16 protein-coding genes are annotated in these 18153 nt (G+C 37.6%); 14 read left to right on the plus strand and 2 right to left on the minus strand.

Going from position 1 to position 18153, the window contains the following annotated elements:
- The first annotated feature begins 42 nt into the window (after positions 1–42).
- The 14 genes from ABC255_RS04710 to ABC255_RS04775 all read left to right on the plus strand — a co-directional run bounded on the left by ABC255_RS04710 (position 43) and on the right by ABC255_RS04775 (position 15896).
- A complete protein-coding gene (locus tag ABC255_RS04710) occupies positions 43–1995 on the plus strand; it encodes a hypothetical protein (protein ID WP_412991693.1) in 1953 nt (650 codons plus the stop codon).
- 469 nt (positions 1996–2464) lie between these two features.
- Positions 2465–3566, plus strand: a protein-coding gene (prfB, locus tag ABC255_RS04715; protein ID WP_412991695.1) for a peptide chain release factor 2 whose coding sequence is annotated in 2 segments (ribosomal slippage) — positions 2465–2536 and positions 2538–3566 — 1101 coding nt in all. Because the reading frame shifts where the segments join, the coding sequence is not laid out codon by codon here.
- A 446-nt stretch (positions 3567–4012) separates the two neighbouring features.
- The gene (locus ABC255_RS04720) at positions 4013–4876 is read left to right on the plus strand and encodes a YitT family protein (RefSeq protein ID WP_412991697.1); all 864 of its coding nucleotides are present in this window, start codon (positions 4013–4015) and stop codon (positions 4874–4876) included.
- 51 nt (positions 4877–4927) lie between these two features.
- A complete protein-coding gene (cccB, locus tag ABC255_RS04725) occupies positions 4928–5251 on the plus strand; it encodes a cytochrome c551 (protein ID WP_335532098.1) in 324 nt (107 codons plus the stop codon).
- 294 nt (positions 5252–5545) lie between these two features.
- A complete protein-coding gene (ftsE, locus tag ABC255_RS04730; protein WP_179595201.1) occupies positions 5546–6232 on the plus strand; it encodes a cell division ATP-binding protein FtsE in 687 nt (228 codons plus the stop codon).
- The gene (gene ftsX, locus ABC255_RS04735; protein ID WP_412991699.1) at positions 6222–7115 is read left to right on the plus strand and encodes a permease-like cell division protein FtsX; all 894 of its coding nucleotides are present in this window, start codon (positions 6222–6224) and stop codon (positions 7113–7115) included. The genes ftsE and ftsX overlap by 11 nt, the downstream gene beginning before the upstream one ends.
- Positions 7116–7213: 98 nt before the next feature.
- The gene (locus ABC255_RS04740) at positions 7214–8533 is read left to right on the plus strand and encodes a murein hydrolase activator EnvC family protein (protein ID WP_412991700.1); all 1320 of its coding nucleotides are present in this window, start codon (positions 7214–7216) and stop codon (positions 8531–8533) included.
- A 361-nt stretch (positions 8534–8894) separates the two neighbouring features.
- Complete coding sequence (locus tag ABC255_RS04745) at positions 8895–10349, plus strand: S41 family peptidase (protein WP_412991701.1); 1455 nt, start codon at positions 8895–8897, stop codon at positions 10347–10349.
- 274 nt (positions 10350–10623) lie between these two features.
- A complete protein-coding gene (locus tag ABC255_RS04750) occupies positions 10624–11817 on the plus strand; it encodes a PDZ domain-containing protein (RefSeq protein ID WP_412991702.1) in 1194 nt (397 codons plus the stop codon).
- Positions 11818–11956: 139 nt separating this feature from the next.
- A complete protein-coding gene (locus tag ABC255_RS04755) occupies positions 11957–12538 on the plus strand; it encodes a putative ABC transporter permease (protein WP_412991703.1) in 582 nt (193 codons plus the stop codon).
- A gap of 128 nt (positions 12539–12666) precedes the next feature.
- Positions 12667–13041, plus strand: coding sequence for an ArsR/SmtB family transcription factor (locus ABC255_RS04760; RefSeq protein WP_412991705.1), 375 nt, complete (start codon positions 12667–12669; stop codon positions 13039–13041).
- A gap of 64 nt (positions 13042–13105) precedes the next feature.
- Positions 13106–14047: a cation diffusion facilitator family transporter gene (locus tag ABC255_RS04765; protein WP_412991706.1), complete on the plus strand. Its 942-nt coding sequence runs from the start codon at positions 13106–13108 to the stop codon at positions 14045–14047.
- A 127-nt stretch (positions 14048–14174) separates the two neighbouring features.
- Positions 14175–15044: a permease gene (locus tag ABC255_RS04770; protein WP_412991707.1), complete on the plus strand. Its 870-nt coding sequence runs from the start codon at positions 14175–14177 to the stop codon at positions 15042–15044.
- A gap of 15 nt (positions 15045–15059) precedes the next feature.
- Complete coding sequence (locus ABC255_RS04775; RefSeq protein WP_412991708.1) at positions 15060–15896, plus strand: TIGR03943 family putative permease subunit; 837 nt, start codon at positions 15060–15062, stop codon at positions 15894–15896.
- Positions 15897–15929: 33 nt separating this feature from the next.
- Here ABC255_RS04775 and ABC255_RS04780 read toward each other — a convergent pair whose 3' ends face one another.
- Complete coding sequence (locus ABC255_RS04780; protein WP_412991709.1) at positions 15930–16859, minus strand: TIGR03943 family putative permease subunit; 930 nt, start codon at positions 16857–16859, stop codon at positions 15930–15932.
- A 12-nt stretch (positions 16860–16871) separates the two neighbouring features.
- Complete coding sequence (locus tag ABC255_RS04785; RefSeq protein ID WP_412991710.1) at positions 16872–17870, minus strand: permease; 999 nt, start codon at positions 17868–17870, stop codon at positions 16872–16874.
- Positions 17871–18153: the final 283 nt, after the last annotated feature.

The following is an 18153-nucleotide window of genomic DNA, read 5'->3' on the forward strand; positions in this document are numbered from 1 at the left end:
AACTAATGTAGGTTTTTAGAAAAATAGAAGGAGGCATGAAAAATGTCCGAAAAAGTGGGAAGTTTTAAGTTGAAAAGTAAGCAAATTATTATTCTAATGTTATTAATTGCAACAGCAGTTTTACTGGGTAATTTTATTGTTTCAGCAAATGATACCTATTACTCAAATTATTTACCTGCTAAAAATGCTACTATCACAGTATCTAACACAAAAATATCTGTTTATATTAAAAGTGTTAATGAATTAAATAGTTCAAGTGCAATTTTGAAGCTAAATGGACAGCAAGTCTCAGCAACATTTACTGCCAAAAGCTATACAGGAGGCAAGGAAGGAACAATCACTTTTAATGCTACAAATCTCAAAGACGGTGTTAACACGGTTGAGGTCAGTATGAACGACAAAGCAGATCCAACTATCATTTATAATGATACGTGGACTTTTAATGTGGCTGAGGCACCGAAGATTATTAACATGAGCCCAGCTAACAATAGTGAACAAGCTAGTCTAAATCAAGTATCCGCTGTTGTAACCGATAATGGTGAGATTAATTGGGATACTGTACAAATGAAAATCAATAATGTGGTGAAAACTCCACTAGAGATAATTAAAGATACAGGTACTGTTTCTTTTACAAATACCTTCTCATCCGGCAGTTATACTGTTTACGTAGAAGCAACAGATAGTGTTGGCAAAAAATCTACAAAGACATGGAAATTCATAGTGGATTCTACTGCACCGGAAATCAGCAGTTTAAATTACTTTAAAGATGGGATGACACTCTCTGATGGCCCTTTAAAACTGAGTATTGGATTAAAGGATTTAGTAGATATCAAGGATAATGTAACTTTAAAATTAGATGGGGAACCACTGCCATTTGATTTTAAATATCCAGGGGAAATCGATTATTATGGGAACTATGTCATTACTTCTAGAAAAACTGCCACTTTAACATATGAAGGAATGGTTGCAAATGGTAACCATAAATTAGAGTTTTATTCCGAGGATACTCTTGGAAATCAAATAACACGTACATTGAATTTTACCGCTGCGGTAAAACCAAAGATCTCAGATATTTCTCCATTAAAACACGGTCTGAGTGATTTAAAGCCAACGATATCAGCAGTCGTAACTTCGCCAAATGGTATAATAAACGCTAATTCAATTGTTGTAAAAGTAGATAATGAAACAGTGAATTTTGATTTTGACCAAAGTAAAGGACTGGTAACCTATACACCAACAAAGGATTTGAAAAATGAAAGTTATCATACAGTTACGATAACGGTTGCTGACCAAACAGGGATTTCCTTAGATAGAGAGTGGAAGTTTTATTCCAATACCTATAAGGAAATGGATGATTCTAGTGCAGAAGCATGTACATCCTGTCATGATGATTCTAGCTTTGAAGGTTCAAACGGGGTACTGGAGAATGTCCATAAGGAAAAACTAAGTTTTAACGGAACGCATTCCAAAAATCGTTGTGAAAACTGTCATAATTATATAACAGTGGAAGCTGGATGCAGTCAGTGCCATGATGATCCTGAAGGTGATCAATATGCACATGCACCGCACGGTTCCACACCATCGATCCATTATCAGGCTAAAAACTCTGATCCTAATTTCCCTGTTCGGGTAACTGAAAACCGGTCTATGAATGATTGTATTATCTGCCACCAGCCAGGTTCGGGGGTAAAAGGATATCAAGGCTATCTAACAATACCGACAAGAACCTTAAACAACCACGATATACCGGAACTACACAAATCGGAGGATACATGTACTCAATGTCATGCAAAATCCTTAACAAGTGAACATGCTAGGGATGACAGAACTGATAAAAATAATGAAGCGATGACATGTAAGACCTGTCATGATAGTACGGATCCTGTTGTAACAAAGGCAATCAGTGATGGTAATACGTCTTGTTCAAGTTGTCATAAGCAACTTCATAACGGTGTACACAGTGATTGTAAAAAATGTCATACGAATAGTTATTAATTACGGAGTTAGTAATTAAAACTGATAAAAGCTCTCCATAATTATGGAGGGTTTTTTATATTCAACATGTGAGTAACATTTTGTGGATAAGTAAAGAGTTTTTTTTAAATGTACATTATTAAATGTTGATAAGTCGTGTGTATATGTAGATATGTGGATAGAATATCAAGAAAATTTTTAATATTTGTATATAACCACTACTTGTCCACATGTGGATACTAATTTTGTTCTCGAAAGCTGTTGATAAGTGATATTATCCACAAAGAGAGAAGCAAGAAGTTTTCTTTAATTCCTTTTGTTTTGGTGTTAATCAAGTGGATTTATAATTATCATCCATAATACTTACGAAAGCAACACCTAATCTCAATTTTGAAATTCTTCCGCTAGTCAGGCTATAATAGATAAGGAACAAACGAACGGCTAAGTCATAAACTAGAAACTGACCGTAATTTTTATAGAGGTGAAGAAAATGGAATTAGCAGAAATTCGAAATGAACTTGAAAAAACAGCTAAGAAATTAGCGGACTTTAGGGGGTCTCTTTGACCTTGAAAATAAGGAAGCGCGTATAGCTGAACTGGATGACCAAATGCTTCATCCTGATTTTTGGAATGATCAGCAGGGCGCCCAAACCGTCATTAGTGAAGCGAATGCATTAAAAGATCAGGTAAATGAGTTTACCCAGATGTATGAAACATTTGAGAATCTAGAAGTGAGCTACGAGCTTGTAAAAGAAGAAAGTGATGCTGAATTACAGGCAGAGCTTGAAGAGGAATTAACGAACCTAACCTCAAGATTAAATGATTTTGAACTTCAGCTTCTTCTAAGTGAAGAATACGATAAACATAATGCTATCTTAGAACTGCACCCAGGTGCTGGTGGAACGGAGTCACAGGACTGGGGCTCTATGCTCCTTCGTATGTATACACGCTGGGCAGAGAAGAAAGGTTTTAAGGTAGAAACGCTTGATTATCTACCAGGTGATGAAGCGGGTATTAAAAGCGTAACCTTGGCAATAAGAGGTCATAACGCCTACGGTTATTTGAAAGCGGAAAAAGGTGTACATCGATTGGTGAGGATTTCGCCGTTTGACGCTTCAGGACGCCGTCATACCTCGTTTGTATCCTGTGAAGTCATGCCTGAATTTACTGATGAAATTGAAATTGAAATCCGTACCGAGGATCTGAAAATAGATACTTATCGTGCAAGTGGAGCCGGTGGACAGCATATTAATACCACGGATTCTGCTGTGAGGATTACCCATATGCCAACTGGAGTTGTTGTTACCTGTCAGAATGAGCGGTCACAAATTAAAAACCGTGAGGCAGCTATGAAAATGCTCAAAGCTAAGCTTTACCAAAGAGAAATCGAACAGCAGGAAAAAGAACTGTTGGAAATTCGCGGGGAACAAAAAGAAATCGGATGGGGAAGTCAAATCCGTTCCTACGTCTTCCACCCATATTCGATGGTTAAGGACCACCGGACGAGTACTGAAAGTGGAAATGTTCAGGGGGTTATGGATGGAGATTTGGATCCATTTATTGACGCGTACCTTCGATCAAGAATTTCATAATCAATGACCAAAGCCTTTGCCGTATAAGTCGGCAAAGGCTATTTCTTTCGGATCTAGTTGCCGCAAATGGAGAAGGTAATGAGGATTTTTGGGTGGTTTTATCGATTGCATCATATTTTTTATCCATCGAATCAAATTTTTTTTCAATCGCTTCAAATCAATGATCCATTTTCTCAACCTGCTTATTCATTTGCTCCATCATTTTCATTAACTGTTGCTCCCATTTTATCACCTCCTCTATTCGACAATTCTACCTTTTTACAAATAAAGTATCGTATTTTTAGAATCCCTTATGAAAACCTATTTAATAACAAATACTAATTACAAAATTTAACCCTTTAATGCGTTATCTGAATGCCATTTACAGCGAATTATTGCCATGCTATACTCACTTCTGGCTAAGTAAGAAATTATAGCAAAATGGTGATATAGAGGGGAAATATACTATGAATAAAAGAAGAAATAACCAGTACACACCTAAATATGAACGTGCCTTAGAATACATAAATGTAATAATTGGATCAGCCATTATTGCGCTTGCCTTTAACTTTTTTCTGTTGCCCAATCAGATTGCTTCAGGGGGCGTCAGCGGGATCAGCACGATATTATTAAGTGTGTTCGGATGGGAACCGGCTTTTGTACAATGGGCATTTAATATCCCTTTGTTTATCGCAGGAGTTGTTTTACTAGGAAAACAATTTGGGGTAAAAACACTTATTGGAACTATATTTTTACCTTTTGTTGTTTTTTTAACAAAGGATATTGATCCCTGGACAAATGATGCCTTGCTCGGAGCACTTTTCGGCGGAATAGTTGTAGGACTTGGATTAGGCATCGTTTTTAGAGGAAATGGTTCAACGGGCGGTACAGATTTAGCAGCACAAATTATTACAAAGTACACAGGTCTTACCCTTGGCACAAGCGTTGTCCTAATAGATGGGCTCATCGTCCTTTCTGCCGCACTAGTTTTCGATATAGAACGAGGATTATATGCATTAATAGCGTTATATGTAACAAGCAAAACGATAGATTTAGTTCAGGTTGGTTTTGGCAGATCGAAAACCGCAATGATTATTACAAACAGGCAAGAGGAAGTACGTGAAGGGATATTAAATAAAATTGATAGAGGTGTGACAAAACTATCGGCTTATGGTGGATTTACTGATAATGAGCGGCCCGTACTAATGTGCGTGGTCGATCAACGGGAGTTCACAAAATTGAAACAATTGGTTAAATCCCTTGATCCGTCTGCATTTGTCGTTGTTATGGATGCTTCTGAAGTGTTGGGAGAAGGTTTCAAAAGGGCTTAATACTGGTATACTATTCCTTGTATGGTAATTTTTTCTGAAGGGGGAGTAGCGATGAAGAAAAAGCTACTAAAAATGGTATTGGGAACAGCTTTAGTTATGGGTCTGGCTGCCTGTGGCGGTGGAGATGACGAAGCTGGAGGCGACACAGCTGCTGGTGGGGATGCCGAAAAAATTTATTCACAAAAATGCTCAAGCTGTCATGGTGGTGACTTAAAGGGTGGAATGGGACCTGACCTTACAGCAGTAGGAGCAAGCAAATCAAAGGATGAAATTGCCGGCATCATTAAAAATGGTACAAATGGCGGAATGCCAGCTGGCCTTATCGAAGGCGACGATCTGGACAAGGTTGCTGACTGGTTGGCGGCTAAAAAGTAATTTACATAAACGTTCTGTGATTTTTACAGAACGTTTTTTATTTTTGTGAATCTATGTTACTTTATTAAGAAATCATTAATTTTTGTCGAAAAATATTGGATGTAAATAACAATTTGTGTAGGTTTTGAAAAGAAACTGTAATATTTTTACCGCTTTTTTTAAGCCTATAGAGTGTTATAATGAAATTGTGCGAAATCCTGCAGTATTTTGTCTAGGATTTTGTTTTTATGCAAGAAAATACGAGGTTATTGTCGAATCTTATTGTTTCGAAACTAACTTACAAAGGTGATCTAAATGATAGAAATGCAAGATGTATTTAAAAAATACCCAAATGGGGTTACAGCGATAAATGGAATAGACGTACGCATTAATCAAGGCGAATTTGTTTATGTAGTTGGTCCTAGTGGTGCAGGTAAATCTACTTTTATTAAAATGATGTATCGTGAGGAAGTTCCGACCTCGGGTACGATTACAATGAATGGTGTTAACGTTGCAAAAATAAAGAACAAAAAAGTACCGATTTTCCGACGCAACCTTGGTGTAGTCTTTCAAGATTTTAAACTACTGCCAACGAAAACTGTTTATGAGAATGTAGCCTTTGCGTTAGAGGTAATTGAAGCTCAGCCTAAGTTTATTAAGAAACGCGTGATGGAAGTCCTTGATCTCGTTAACCTTAAGCATAAAGCAAGAATGCTTCCGACAGAGTTATCTGGAGGAGAGCAGCAACGTGTTTCGATTGCACGCTCCATCGTTAACTCACCTAAGATTGTCATAGCTGACGAGCCTACAGGTAACCTTGACCCAGAGACATCATGGGAAATTATGAATATCTTTGAAGAAATTAATAATAGAGGTACGACGATCGTCATGGCAACCCATAATCGGGAAATCGTCAACACAATTAAACATCGAGTAATTGCGATTGAGGCTGGAAAAATCGCACGTGATGAACAAAGAGGTGATTACGGTTATGAAAATTAGAACTCTTGGCCGTCATGCGACTGAAAGCTTTAAGAGTATTGGCAGGAATGGCTGGATGACGTTTGCCTCAGTTAGTGCGGTAACGGTAACGCTCATTTTAGTCGGTGTCTTTTTCGTTATTATGATGAATCTCAATAAAGTGGCTGAAACCATTGAAGAGGACGTACAGATTCGCGTTCACATCGATGTTGCTGCGAATGCAGAGGACCAGCAAAAATTAAAAGGTGAAATTGAAAATATTTCAGAAGTTCAGAGTGTTAAGTTTTCATCCAAGGAGCAGGAACTTAAAGATTTAATCAAGAGTATGGGTGAGGATGGACAAGCATTTAAACTATTTGAACAAGATAATCCACTTAACGATGTATTTATCGTAAAAACGAAAAATCCACAGGATACAATGAAGGCAGCGGACAAAATTGGTAAACTCGAGTATGTCACAAAGGCTGTTTACGGTAAGGGAACAGTTGAAAAACTATTTAACTTTATAAAAGCAAGCCGAAATGTCGGCATTGTATTAATCGCAGGTTTATTTTTCACCGCAGTATTCCTAATTTCAAACACGATAAAAATTACGATTATTGCAAGACGCAGAGAAATTAAGATTATGAGACTGGTAGGAGCAACGAATAACTTTATTAGGTGGCCATTCTTCCTTGAAGGATTATGGCTTGGTATTCTTGGTGCAATCCTGCCAATTATCTTAATCTCAATTGCATACTATAACGCTTATGAATATCTGGCGCCAAAATTAGTTGGGAACTTTATTCAAATTCTTCCGTTTAATCCGTTTGTTTACCAGGTATCTGGGGTTCTGATTTTAATGGGCGCCTTAATCGGAGTTTGGGGCAGTGTAATGTCAGTTAGAAAATTCTTAAAGGTATAAATAAATTTTTTTCAGGAAGGGCTCTGAAAGATGTCCTTCCTGATTACTGTTATGCATTCACGCGTACATAAATATAAATAGAGAGGAGAAATTGGACTTTGAAAAAACCAATACTAACTATAGCGGTTGCTGGAACGATTCTGTTTAGCAATTTTTCTGGTGGATTTGCTGTAGAAGCTTCCATTTCAAGTTTAAAGGATCAGCAAAATCAAATTGAAAAAGAAAAGTCTGAAGTATCATCTACGATAAATGATGCTGATCAAAAGATTAATAGGTTAAATGAACAGCAGTCTGATGTGAAAGATCAAATGACACGCATTGATATGTCCATTGGTGATACCCATAAGAAAATTAGCGAGAAAACAGCTGAATTGGAGGAAACCAAGGCAGAAATTACTAGACTTCAAGAAGAAATAAAAGTTACAAAAGAGAGAATTGAAAAGCGAAATGAGCTTTTGAAGGAGCGCGCCCGGAACTATCAAGAAACAGGCGGAATGGTTAGTTACCTTGATGTATTAATGGGCTCACATAACTTTAGTGACTTTATTGATCGTGCCAATGCGGTGGCAACAATCATGGAGGCAGACCAGGATATTTTAAAACAGCATGAAGCGGATAAAAAGAGTCTTGAGGAAAATCAAGCCAAGCTAGAAGAAGAGCTTGCGAGCGTCCAAACTATGCTTGCTGATTTAGAAAAGTTGAATCAACAATTGAATGCTCAAAGGGCGGAACAGGATCAGCTATTAGCTACTCTTGAACAGCAAGAAGAAGAAATTCATGAACATAAAATGGAACTTCAAGAAGAGGCCCAATTACTTGCTGCACAATCAGCAGCTATCCAAAAAGCAATTTCACTTGAACAAAAACGTCAAGAGGAAGAAGCCGCCGCAGCAGCAGCTTCTGCAGCAGCAGCAGCAGCAGCAGAGGCAGCAGCTTCTGCAGCAAATAATAACTCAAGCTCAGGGAACGGCGGAGGAGATAGTACCTCTCAACAATCAACTGCACCTGTATCAAGTGGAGCATTCACTATGCCAGCGAACGGCACCTTTACTTCAGGATTTGGTGGGAGATGGGGTACCACGCATTACGGAATTGATATCGCTAATCGTGCAGCAGGTGTTCCAATTTGGGCTGCTGCAGACGGTGTTGTAATTCAATCCTATTATTCTAGCAGTTATGGGAACGTCGTATTTATTGCCCATTCTGTAAATGGACAGACTTATACAACGGTTTCTGCTCATATGGAAACGCGATTTGTCAGCTCCGGAGCTGTAGTGAGAAAGGGTCAGCAAATTGGAATCATGGGTAATACTGGTGATTCTACCGGCAAACATTTGCATTTTGAACTTCATAGAGGGGAATGGAATGCAAGTAAGAGTAACGCAATCAATCCAGTCGGAATTGTACCAATGCCATAATAAGATTAAGGGAGAAGCCATGCTTCTTCCTTTTTTTATCCCCAAAACTGGACCTGAACTTTAAGGCATAACTCGTCCATTCCTTACATAATAGTTAATAAACGGGCAGGAAAGAGAAGCTGTTTTTTAATAAGGCTGTTTTTCGTAAAGATTGTTGTTAAATTCTTAAAGCTGATTTTGACGTGGAATAAGTTGTTTTGAGCTTTAGAACTAAATTTGCAGGCTCTTTTCTCAATAATGTAGGTTATTATCAATGAAAATAATGCTCAATCAATCGTATTTACCTTCAAAAACAACAATATTTGAGAAAAGAGGCTTCAATAATGATAGTCAATAAGTGCTGCACATGAGGGGGAACAGGATGAACAGAAAATGGATTGCCCTAATGATGGTTGGATCGCTTCTTACGGGAGCAGGGGGCACATATGCTGGAATGCAATGGTTTGATAGAACAATGGAAAACACAGCCCTTGAACAAGCATTAACGAAAACAGAAACAGTTGTAACAGGCCAAGCTGAAACTGAGAACCTTGCGAAGGTTAATCAGGCCTATGAGTTAATCTTGAGCCGTTATGTTGAAAAGGTAGACAGTGACACCCTGGTGGAGGGGGCCATTCAAGGAATGCTGACCGTCTTAGATGATCCCTATTCTGTTTATATGAATAAGGAAACAGCACAGCAATTCAATCAAGCTTTAGAATCTTCCTTTGAAGGTATTGGTGCAGAAGTGGGAATGGTAGACGGAAAAATTGTCATTATATCACCATTTAAAAATTCTCCAGCTGAAAAAGCAGGACTGAAGCCGAATGATGAAATATTGAAAGTAGATGGCAAAAGTGTTGAAGGTCTTGACCTCAATAAAGCGACGTTAAAAATACGCGGAAAAAAAGGGACAAAGGTAACGTTGGAAATCGAACGGAAGGGCTTGAAGGAACCTCTTACTATTAAAGTCACTCGTGATGAAATTCCACTTGAGACGATTCATACCGCTGTGAAAAAACAAGATGGGAAAAATATTGGTTACATTGAAATTACCTCTTTCTCCCAAGATACTGCAGCCAATTTTAAAGAGGCACTAACTTCTTTAGAGAAGAAAGATATTGAAGGCTTAATCATAGATGTCCGCGGAAACCCAGGTGGTTTGCTTGTAAGCGTTGAGGATATCCTAAAAGAATTTGTTACAAAGGATAAACCAATTATTCAAATTGAACAAAGGAATGGGGATAAGGAACGCCATTTCTCTACTCTTACGGAGAAAAAAGAATATCCAGTTGCTGTTCTCATTAACAAAGGCAGTGCATCAGCTTCAGAAATATTAGCAGGAGCCCTAAAAGAAGCTGCTGGCTACCAATTGGTTGGAGAAACAACTTTTGGTAAGGGAACGGTACAACAGGCTGTTCCGATGGGAGATGGCAGCAATATTAAGCTGACACTCTATAAGTGGCTGACTCCGGATGGTAATTGGATTCACAAAAAAGGGATTAACCCAGACGTTGAAGTCAAACAGCCAGCCATTTTTGATACACATCCACTTCAGGTTGAAGAACCGCTTAAAGAGGATATGAACAATGAGCAGGTGAAAAATGCACAAGAAATATTAGCAGGTTTGGGGTTAGCTCCTGGACGTACAGATGGTTATTTTAGTTCTGAAACAAGCACAGCGGTTAAAGCTTTCCAGCAAAACCACGATCTAGAGCCAACTGGGAAAGTCGATGCAAAAACGGCTGCTAAGCTTGAAGAAGAGGCAATAAAAGAAATGAAAAAAGAGAAAAACGACATCCAGTTGCAAACTGCATTGAGACTAATATCAAAATAAACAAGTAAACAGAGACATTTGTCTCTGTTTTTTATGTTCGACAAAAAAATTAGAACAAGTTGGATATGTCGAGAATTTCCGTGGAAATATTGTTGAATATCAAAGAATTAATAGATAACCAAGAAAAATTTTATTAATGAACATCTCTTATCCTGATAATTCGACATTTTTTTATTTTTTCAAGAAACTAGCAATAGGTTTTACTCCTCTATTTTGGTAAAATAAGTTTTAGAGCTAGATTAGTAGAACTTATGATAGAGGCAGGTGGCAGAAATTGGTGCAATTATGGCTTTTTGAGCTGTTAAAAGGGACAGGGAGACTACTACTTCATCCTGTTTTTTACTATCTCATTTTCCTATCCGGAATTCTGGGAGTTTCAAGAGTAAAACGTGAGCGGAAAAATTTCCATACCCGGACCTTTGATGCTTTTTTTGAAATGCGACAGTTGTTCCCATTAGGTTTGATTTTGGGTCTTGTGCTATCCATTGTCACAGTTACCGCTGGGCTAAGCGTTCCATTTGCAGCCATCCTTCTAATCGTTGTCTTTACGCTATTATGGAGTTTAACAACTAATATACGGTTAATGTCGCCAGTCTACACGGTTGGTGCTGCATTTTTTGGAGTTATTTTAATCGCTGAATATGACTGGAATGTCCCGTTCTTTAAAACTGCATTTCAAGGTATAGATGAAAAGGTCTATCCTTCTGTGGTAATCTTGTTGGCACTACTATTAATTTCTGAAGGGATTCTCATTAGTAGAAATGCAAGTAAAGGATCTTCTCCCAAACTTGTAAAGAGCAAGCGAGGGCAGAGTGTCGGTGCTCATGAAGTAAAACGACTCTGGATGCTGCCTGTGTTTCTGCTAATCCCTGGGGATGTTCTGACGCTGCCATTTCAGTGGTGGCCAGTCTTTCATATTGGAGCGGAGTCCTATTCGCTGCTCCTTGTTCCGTTTGCTGTCGGTTTTAACCAGCAAATCCAAGGCATGCTGCCAAAACAGTCCATTCAGTTGCATGGTCGTAAAGTATTAACATTGGGGATCCTGACATTGATACTGTCTGTTTTCGGTTATTGGTATCCGCTAATCTCTATTGTAGTAGCAGCCTTAGCGATTATTGGTCGTGAACTCATTTCCTTAATGCAGCGATTGAAGGATGATAATTTACCATTTTACTTTTCTAAGAAAAATAACGGCTTAATGATTATTGGGATAATCCCTGAATCACCTGCTGATAAAATGGGGCTTCAAGTAGGAGAGTTAATTTCAAAGATTAATGGCGTTACCATTCGGGATGAACACGTTTTTTACGAAGCGTTACAAAAAAATCGAGCCCATTGCAAGCTTGAGGTTTTGGATATAAATGGCGAGGTCCGTTTCGTTCAACGTGCTTTGTATGAAGGTGATCATTACGAGTTGGGCATACTTTTTGTACAGGATCAGAATAAATATGATGAAAAAATAGGATAAAACACAAAGTCAAAGGACGATACCCTTTGGCTTTTTCTTTATAATAGGATTTTAAATCATCAGTTTTTCGGTATATTTGGCGGCAAGTGAGCTAAACCTAAAGTGGGAAATTCATATCCAAGAAAGGTGGTTTGGCCATATGATTAGTTTCTTAGACTTTTACACTCCTACGAATTTTAATTTTGAAGGAATATCAGCCGTTGTTTTTTATTTCACCTTCTATTCTTTAATTGGCTGGCTGTTAGAAAATAGCTACAGTTACGTTACGAAGCGTGAATTTTTTAAGGCGAATTTTTTTCTTGGACCCTTTAAGCCGATGTATGGTTTTTCCCCTGTAAGCTTGGTTTATTTAATAGGTCCTGAAACAAATTGGGGTATTGTCCTTTTGCTATGTTTTTTCATTCCAACCTTGATAGAGTACATATGTGGTGCATTACTTCAGAAGTTTTTTCAGCGTCAATGGTGGGACTATTCAAATATGCCCTTGCAAATACACGGACATATTTGTCTGCCCTTTTCTCTATGCTGGATTCTGCTGTCTTTTGCCTGTATAAAGTGGGTTCATCCTGCAATTGTTTCTCTTTATGGAGCTGCAGAAATGATGTGGGCATGGATATGGCCAGCGGTTATATTATATTTCATTGCTGAACTTGCTTTGTCCATTCGCAGACACTCTACCCAAGCCCTCGATGAAACAGAATCACCTAATCCAATTCAATAATTATTTTCCAAACTCCTTCTCCAAAAAAGAAGGGGTTATTTTTTATAAAAAATAATTATGTTTGACATTCAAATCTATATTTGAATATCATATAATCAAATATAGATTTGAATGTATGAGGTGATGGAATGAAGGATCGAGATATTTGCGAGGTAACCTGTGTTGATGACAATAAAACTACAAGACTCCACCCCTTAGTGGAAAAAAGCAATATTTTTGAGGTAACCAAAATATTTAAAGCCTTGTCCGATGAAACGCGAATGAAAATAGCCTATGCGCTTACACTTGAAGATGAGCTCTGTGTATGTGATGTGGCTAATATTGTCGGTGCTACAACGGCAACAGCTTCCCATCATTTGCGTCACTTAAAAAGTATGGGACTTGCAAAATATCGTAAGGAAGGAAAGCTAGTCTATTATTCTCTTGATGATGATCATGTGAAACAGCTCATTCACATTGCCTTCGAACATCAACAAGAAGTGGCAGGTAGGGAAATTGATTGAAAAACGTATCACAAAAAACAGATAAGATTAAACTAAGAGACAACTCTAGTTGGGAGAGATATTTATGGGACACCATCATCACCATGGACATTCTCATGGGCACTCACATGACCACGGACATGGACATTCACATACAAGTAATAAAAAAGCACTGTTAAGTTCATTTATTTTGATTGCGGCTTTTATGGTTGTCGAAGTTATCGGTGGATTTTTAACCAATAGCTTAGCCTTATTATCTGACGCGGGGCATATGCTTAGTGACGCAGCAGCACTTGGACTCAGTTTTTTCGCGATCAAGCTTGGGGAAAAACAGGTTTCACAGGAAAAAACGTATGGATACAAGCGCTTTGAAATTATTGCCGCGGCTTTGAATGGAATTACCCTAATCGTCATTTCCTTATATATTTTTTATGAAGCATTCCAGCGTTTCTTTGCTCCTCCTGAGGTCCAAAGCACGGGAATGTTAATGATCTCCATTACAGGATTAGTAGTGAATATCATCGCCGCCTGGATTTTAATGAGCGGTGATAAGGATGATAACCTCAATGTTCGAAGTGCCTTTTTACATGTGCTGGGTGATATGCTCGGATCGGTTGGTGCGATTGTAGCCGCCTTGCTGATTATGTTTTTCGGCTGGACGATTGCGGATCCAATTGCGAGTGTCATTGTCGCTGTATTAATTATTATTAGTGGTTTCCGTGTTACCAGGGATTCTTTCCATATCCTAATGGAGGGTGCACCGACACAAATCGATATCCAGCAGGTTAAAGAGGCTCTTAGTAAAATCCCATTAGTAAAGGAAGTCCATGATTTACACATTTGGACAATAACTTCCGGATATCCAGTATTGAGCTGCCATATTACCATCTTAGATGAAGCGATTCATGATGAAATTCTCGCTTCCTCACAAAAAATTCTTCATGATGAATTTCATATCGAGCATAGTACGATACAAGTTGAAAAAGCTGAAGTTGGCTGCCCTAGCCCGCATGGGACTTGTAACTAAAATCATTTCATAATAATTCCACTTATAACATTAACATCTAGTTGAATGTGATCTTAAACACCTATAGAATTTATAGGTGCTTTTTTTATATTATTTTTAAATAGACTAAATATAGGGAGGTCTTGCTATGAAGAGCGAACTATTCTTGCAAATGAACACGATCTTTATAAGTATTTTATTAGAGGCCTTGCCTTTTATCTTGTTAGGGGTATTAATTTCTGGGATTATCCAGATTTTTGTGACGGAAGAAATGATGGCTCGGATAATTCCGAAAAACAAAATACTTGCAGTTATTTCTGCTGCCTTTATAGGTGCTATTTTTCCTGCTTGTGAGTGTGGAATTGTTCCAATTACGCGGCGATTGATGGCAAAAGGTGTTCCGCTTTATGCCGCAATCCCTTTTATGCTTACTGGTCCAGTGATAAATCCTATCGTGTTGTTTTCCACTTATATTGCGTTCGGGAACAATTGGGATATGGTCTTGTATCGTGGAGGGATCGCCTTGCTGGTTGCTCTCATTGTTGGTGGGTTACTTTCCATTCAATTCAAGGATTCTCAATTAAAGAATGATGTAGCAGACCATGTTCACCGGAAATCATTTAAAGGAAAATTTATTGGCATGCTTAAGCATTCAATTGATGAGCTGTTTTCAGTTGGGAAATTCTTAATCCTTGGTGCGTTTGTTGCGGCCTTAATTCAAACAACGGTGAAAACTTCTACCTTGCTTGATATTGGCCAAGGTCCGTTATTTTCCAACCTAGTTATGATGGGTCTCGCTTATGTTCTTTCGTTATGCTCAGAGGCGGATGCCTTTGTAGCAGCATCATTTAGAAGTACATTCTCAACAGGTTCCCTTGTTGCCTTTCTTGTTTTTGGACCGATGTTGGATATTAAGAATACGTTAATGCTCTTAGGGACATTTAAAGCGAAATTTGTTCTGTATTTGATGGGCTATATAACTATCTTGGTCGCCATAATAACGTTATTTATAAAGTAGGGAGGTGGTGCTGATATGTTAAGAACACTCATATTAATTGGATTAACGTATTTATTTATGCATTTGCATGCATCAGGAGATATTTCTAAGTATATTAATATGAAATATTCTTATTTATCTTACTCAGCCATTTATATTCTAGCCATTTTCACATTCCTTAGTATTTATTTTTATTTAAAAGAAGATCCACACGATCATGATCAATGTGGAGATGATTGTGGGCATTCACATGAAGAAAATAATTGGTGGAAAAAAGCAATAACATATGGAGTATTTATTATTCCGATTTTGACAGGCCTATTTCTGCCTGTCGCAACCCTTGATTCGAATATTGTTGAGAAAAAGGGCTTTTATTTTCCTGTTTATGCAGACAGCGATTCAACCAGTAACCATCAATTTTTACAACCTGATACAAGTCGTTATTATGGACAAGATGACTACGATGACTTAATGGATAAATCGTTAAAGAAATTATTGAAAAAAGATACGCTTGAACTTAATGAAAGCAACTATTTAACCGATTTAGAATCCATCTATAATTATCCTGGACAATTTATTGGCAAAGAAGTGAAAATAACAGGATTCTCCTATAGCACAGATGAATTAGCAGCGAACCAAAAATTTCTTTTTCGATTTGGAATTATTCACTGTGTTGCAGATTCGGGCGTGTTTGGAATGTTAGTGGAGCTTCCGGAGGATGTTAACCCTAAAAATGATGAGTGGCTATCGGTAAGTGGAAAACTCGAAACTATCTACTATCAGCCCTTTAAGAAAACCATCCCGTATCTCAAAGTGACATCATGGGAGACCATTGGTACACCAGAGGATCCTTATGTGTATCGTCAATATTAAAAGCCTTAGTTCAATTTGGACTAAGGCTTTTTTCTAAAGAACTTTCACGCTAATTGGATAGAGATAAGGTTCCTTAGGTTCATTGATTTTTTTCCATTTGGTAATTTTTATGATAGGAAGATCTGTCCCATTAAAGTTCGTGGTATCCAAAACCCCTTTCGCTTCAATCCAAGTATTTACTTCTAGTGACAAGGCGTCTGGTAACTCTGAAATAAACCCAATAATGCCAGCATCTGCAACACAATGGGTAATCAAAAATCTTGCAAGCACAAGCTGGTTTTTTTCAAGCCCATCTTCTTTATAAACAAATCCTTTTAAATTGATTTCTCTACCTTTATATTTATCGAGATCCATATTCATTTCTTCATAGTAGGTAGAAAAAACATTATCGTTCATCTCAATAGTTGAACTTTGTTCTAATTGATTTATTAATTGTTGGTATTCTTCGTTTGTATAAACATTGTCTTCGATACGCGAAAGGTCTACAAGCCCCTCATTAATAACAGGATCTTCCTGTTGATTATTGTTAGGTAGAGCCTCTTGCTCTTGTTTCTTCTCTGCCCTCTGATTAGGTAGTACGGCCAACCCACCTTTTTTATCAGCAATAGAGGCGTCAAGAACCTTTGCAGGAAGCAGGAATCCCGTGACCAACGGAAAAACAATAACAAGATAAGCGATTAATTTTTTTGTATTAAAAGGAGAATCTCCATGGTCGTGACTACAGTTGTGGTCGTGAGAATCGTCATGACAATGGTGATGATGGCTGTTGTCCTTAACGGTCCATATTCTTGTCGTTTGAATAATAAACAAAATTAAAAATAATATAGAAGCGGACTGGCTTAAACCCTCATATTTTGGATTAATAAATTTTGTCATTTCGCCAGTAAAATGAAGCTTGAAAAGCATGACTGAAAAAGCTAGTAAAATAAACGCTCTAACTGCCTGCTGAAAATGGAATCTCACCACTTTTCCCCCTTAAATAAAGCTTTGCGTAAGCATGATCGTAATGAAGATAATCGAAATAATTACAACCAACACACTGAAAACAAACTTCACGCGGAATACGCTCAGCATCATAATGGTGTTTTTTAAATCCATCATTGGACCAAAGATTAAAAAACCTAAAATGGCTGAAGTAGGGAAAATATTGCTGAAGGAAGCACCAATAAAGGCATCTGCTTCAGAACAAAGTGATAAAACGTAAGCTAATCCCATCATGACTGATAGAGATGAGATCGTTCCGCTGCCGGCATCCAAGAGTGCCTTTGCCGGTAAATAAGTTTGTACAAATGCAGCTAAAAAAGCTCCCATAACAAGGAACTTACCCATATCAAAAAACTCATCAATGGAATGGGTTAACATCGACCAAAATCTTGTTGAAAGAGATTCTATTTTTGAGCGTGTTTGTGAAGTACTGGAATGGATAGGAGACTTTAATTGATTTCCCTTAAAAATAACACTGACAACGAGTGCAACCATTATAGCGACAAAAAAACCTAACCCCATCCTTAATCCCGCTATCTTAAAATCGTTCCCAAATGCCATATAAGTAGAGGTAATCACAATGGGGTTAATAAGCGGACCTGTCAACATAAAACCGATGGCAGCATGAATGGGTACTCCCTTCCCGACAAGACGACGGACGATAGGAACAATACCACATTCACACGCAGGGAAGAGGGCTCCAATTATACAACTCATGATTATAGCAAAAACCTTATTTTTGGGAATCCAGCGTTGAATATGTTCTTCGGTTACAAATATTTGGATTACACCCGCGATGAGGACTCCTATTAAAACAAATGGCAGTGCTTCTATTAAAATACTTAGAAAAATCGTGTTTAGATTTAATAAAGACGGAGGTATATCATAGGAGATTTTAAAGCTAGTACTTAAAGAAAGCAGTGATAGTGCTAAAACAATGATCATAATACCAGTAAATTCTATGATATTATTGCGAACAATTCGATACATAAATACCTCCTGTTTCTATTAAATATTTGGTTACATTTAATAGAGTATGAATAAAAAATTATTTATATGCCTATCACGAGTTCTATGTAAAGGAATCCCTGCCGAAAAAATGACAGGATATGAATCTTTTAGATCAGCAGATTTGACCAATAAAAAAATTCCTTCGGAAAAAACTTGATTTAAAGAAGTAAATTTAATAATATGTTAATCGTAACTATTACGATTTAAAAAATGGTGAACTGTATGGATGTAGCATAAATCGGGTAAAGTATCCCGTTTAAAT

Source organism: Neobacillus canaveralius (assembly GCF_047237705.1).
GTDB classification, from domain to species: domain Bacteria; phylum Bacillota; class Bacilli; order Bacillales; family Cytobacillaceae; genus Neobacillus; species Neobacillus niacini_K.

Bases quoted from the DNA above. Each gene is read 5' to 3' on its own strand.
- ABC255_RS04710 (WP_412991693.1), top strand. From the start codon at position 43: ATGTCCGAAAAAGTGGGAAGTTTTAAGTTGAAAAGTAAGCAAATTATT.
- ABC255_RS04720 (WP_412991697.1), top strand. From the start codon at position 4,013: ATGAATAAAAGAAGAAATAACCAGTACACACCTAAATATGAACGTGCC.
- cccB (WP_335532098.1), top strand. From the start codon at position 4,928: ATGAAGAAAAAGCTACTAAAAATGGTATTGGGAACAGCTTTAGTTATG.
- ftsE (WP_179595201.1), top strand. From the start codon at position 5,546: ATGATAGAAATGCAAGATGTATTTAAAAAATACCCAAATGGGGTTACA.
- ftsX (WP_412991699.1), top strand. From the start codon at position 6,222: ATGAAAATTAGAACTCTTGGCCGTCATGCGACTGAAAGCTTTAAGAGT.
- ABC255_RS04745 (WP_412991701.1), top strand. From the start codon at position 8,895: ATGAACAGAAAATGGATTGCCCTAATGATGGTTGGATCGCTTCTTACG.
- ABC255_RS04755 (WP_412991703.1), top strand. From the start codon at position 11,957: ATGATTAGTTTCTTAGACTTTTACACTCCTACGAATTTTAATTTTGAA.
- ABC255_RS04760 (WP_412991705.1), top strand. From the start codon at position 12,667: ATGAAGGATCGAGATATTTGCGAGGTAACCTGTGTTGATGACAATAAA.
- ABC255_RS04765 (WP_412991706.1), top strand. From the start codon at position 13,106: ATGGGACACCATCATCACCATGGACATTCTCATGGGCACTCACATGAC.
- ABC255_RS04770 (WP_412991707.1), top strand. From the start codon at position 14,175: ATGAAGAGCGAACTATTCTTGCAAATGAACACGATCTTTATAAGTATT.
- ABC255_RS04775 (WP_412991708.1), top strand. From the start codon at position 15,060: ATGTTAAGAACACTCATATTAATTGGATTAACGTATTTATTTATGCAT.
- ABC255_RS04785 (WP_412991710.1), bottom strand. From the start codon at position 17,870: ATGTATCGAATTGTTCGCAATAATATCATAGAATTTACTGGTATTATG.